Origin of the sequence: Pseudomonas sp. o96-267 (assembly GCF_003935465.1) — a bacterium.
Lineage (GTDB): Bacteria > Pseudomonadota > Gammaproteobacteria > Pseudomonadales > Pseudomonadaceae > Aquipseudomonas > Aquipseudomonas sediminis.
The window spans coordinates 1-2,413 of record NZ_RHQP01000079.1 but is presented as its reverse complement, the minus strand read 5'-3'; the positions used below and the strand labels follow the sequence as shown (position 1 = coordinate 2,413).

At 63.1% G+C, this 2,413-nt stretch carries 4 protein-coding genes; all 4 read right to left on the bottom strand.

Going from position 1 to position 2,413, the window contains the following annotated elements; genetic code table 11:
* Positions 1-451 (bottom strand): protein rep (locus EGJ86_RS24785; RefSeq protein ID WP_158620922.1); only part of this gene is annotated, 451 nt, incomplete at its 3' end.
* A gap of 146 nt (positions 452-597) precedes the next feature.
* Entirely contained in the window at positions 598-909 is a 312-nt protein-coding gene (locus tag EGJ86_RS24780) for a hypothetical protein (protein ID WP_125836937.1), read from the bottom strand.
* The gene (locus tag EGJ86_RS24775; RefSeq protein ID WP_125836936.1) at positions 909-1,271 is read right to left on the bottom strand and encodes a hypothetical protein; all 363 of its coding nucleotides are present in this window, start codon (positions 1,269-1,271) and stop codon (positions 909-911) included. Before EGJ86_RS24775 ends, EGJ86_RS24780 begins: the two co-directional genes overlap by 1 nt.
* A 466-nt stretch (positions 1,272-1,737) precedes the next feature.
* On the bottom strand, positions 1,738-2,413 hold a 676-nt coding region (locus tag EGJ86_RS24770; RefSeq protein WP_158620921.1), incomplete at its 5' end, for a protein rep.

The window sequence follows — 2,413 nt, the reverse complement described above, 5'->3', positions numbered from 1 at the left end:
TGAGCGAGGTGGTCAGGTGGCGCTGACGTTCCTCCAGGTCGTCGCCGTTCTTCACGGTCAGCGTGACCAGGTAGGGGCGCAGCTCGGGGTGTTCTTCCTGGATGACCTGCCAGCGGGCCAGATAGGCCCCCAGCGCCTTGGCGCCGCGCCGGATGGCGCAAAGCGGGCACACCAGGTGCTGCTTGCAAAAGGTCGCGTTGTGCAGCCGTACCTTGCCCACGGTGAAGTACTCCCGGAAGTGCAGGTAGTTGCCGCAGGTGGCGAGGCTTGCGGCGGTCTTGGTGGCTTCGACTCCTGGAACGCCCCGAAGGTGTTCCAGCATCTCCAGCGTGCGGCTGTGCGCCTGGCTGTAGCGTGCTATCCTGTCGCCGAAGTTTTCAGCTTCATCAGCCCCTGTATGCGCTCTGTCCGCCAAGAGAGAAGCGCCTACGGGGGTTTTCTTTTTGGCCATGCGTGGCCCTCCTTCCCGTGTTCACAGCATACCTGCTGCTAACACTTTGTTTCTATGTATCAAGTAAAGAAGCCCCCGACCCGGTCGCACGTCCATTCAGCTGCGCTGAAAAGCCCGTGTGACGCGGGGCGGAGGCTTCGCGTTCGCTACTTCTGAACAGGCTGATGGAGCTGGGGCTTTGCGCCCTGGGGGATGAAGTAGCCCACGGTCTTGCCAATGGCGTAGACCCCCACAGGAACGCGGATGGTCTTGTTCAGCGCGGCCTGAAACAGGCGGGCGTCTTCAACGTTGAGGGTCACCAGCTCCAGCTTGTGGCCCCCGGTGGGGAGGGGGAGGTGCCCGAGGATCTGCACCTTGTCGCGAGGGTCGAACGCCTCGCCGGTCTTCTTCGAGGTGCCACCCGGCTGGACGTACACGTTGGCCACCTGGCCGCACAGCGTGAACATGGCTTCGCTCATCACTCAGCCCCCTCTGCACGGGCATCGACGTACTCGAAGGCGTCGGTGTCCTTCAGCACCTGGTCAACCTTGTCCAGGGCCTCGATCAGGGCCAGCTCGATGAAATCGCGCTTGGTCATGCCCAGGACGCTAAGCGCTTCGTCCAGGCGATCCACCAGGGGCTGAGCGAGCTTGGCGCAGACGTTCTGCACCTTGAAGGGAACGACATCCTCCAGGCTCTCGGCAGGCACGAAAGTGCCGTCCTGGTTGGTGCCGATGGACTTGTTAGCCAGCATTCGCTCGAAGACGCCGAGCGACATGCCGGCGGTCTTGAACTTGAAGGACAGGGCGCGGTACTGGATGAACTGTTCGAAGTGAGTCATGAGATTTCCCCTTTGGGTGATGACGTTTTGTCGGTGGGGAGCATGGCTCTGTGCCTGGGAAGTGTCAAGCGGTTGTATTGGCGTAACGTTACGAAAATTGGCGCATCGTAGGCCGGTTGGCCATGACAAGGCCGCGCCGATGGCGCGCAGAGCAAAGGCAAAAGCACCCTCGCCGGGTGGCATCCCCCGGGCCAGTTCCTGGCCCGGGGTGCTGCCGGAGGGTGTTTGTTCGGTGGGGGGTCAAGGGTTCGCTCCGCCCGTGCCTCCGTTCATCCGGGGGATAAAGCGCCCCCCGGACGAGCCGGGGGCGCGGCCCCTGACCTGTCAACTTTCGGTGCAGGTTTGAAGGTTCCATATCCGGCACCTGGAGGTACCGGATATGACACCTGGAGGGGGCTTTAAGGTCGGAATCCTGGCATATGTGTACCGGAATCCTGATACCTGTAGCCCGCAGAGCGAGGGGGCTTTAGCCGCCGGAGCGAGGGGGGCTGGGCTTCTTGCGCCGCGCCTTGATGGCCGCGATTGTTGCCTCAGAGAGCACCAGACGACCAGGAGCGCCCACGGCCTCGCCGTGGGTCTTCGGACTCTCGCCGGTGAAGCGGTATTCCCCGCCCAGGAAGCGGTAGAACCGATCCCAGTAGGGGAGGGAGTCCAGAGGTTCATCCAGGAGCGATTCGGGCACCTCGACGCCACGGAACAGGCCGAAGCTGTTCAGCAGGCGCTTGCCCTTGAGTACCTGGGCAGCTTCCCAGTTCTGGGACAGCTCCAGGTCGGAGAACTTCACGGCGTACTTGAACACCTCCATGAAGCCTTCGGAGGGGTCGCCCAGGATGGGCCGCACGTCCACCACCATGCTGTCGCCGGTGATGCCGTGCCATTCCTTCGACAGTGCCTGCTGATCGATCTGGGAGGCGCATAGCGCGATCATGTGGCAGTGGGGGTGCCACCCCTTGCCCTTGTTGGTCAATTCGAGCGTGTAGACGCCTCCCAGGGCCTTACAGAGCTCTGTCCAGGGTGCGCCCCTGGTGCCTGCGTTGAAGTACCGCCGACGGTCGCGCAGGCGCTTGAGCGAGGTGGTCAGGTGGCGCTGACGTTCCTCCAGGTCGTCGCCGTTCTTCACGGTCAGCGTGACCAGGTAGGGG

Coding starts and splice junctions, on each gene's coding strand:
- EGJ86_RS24780 (WP_125836937.1), bottom strand. CDS start 909: ATGAGCGAAGCCATGTTCACGCTGTGCGGCCAGGTGGCCAACGTGTAC.
- EGJ86_RS24775 (WP_125836936.1), bottom strand. CDS start 1,271: ATGACTCACTTCGAACAGTTCATCCAGTACCGCGCCCTGTCCTTCAAG.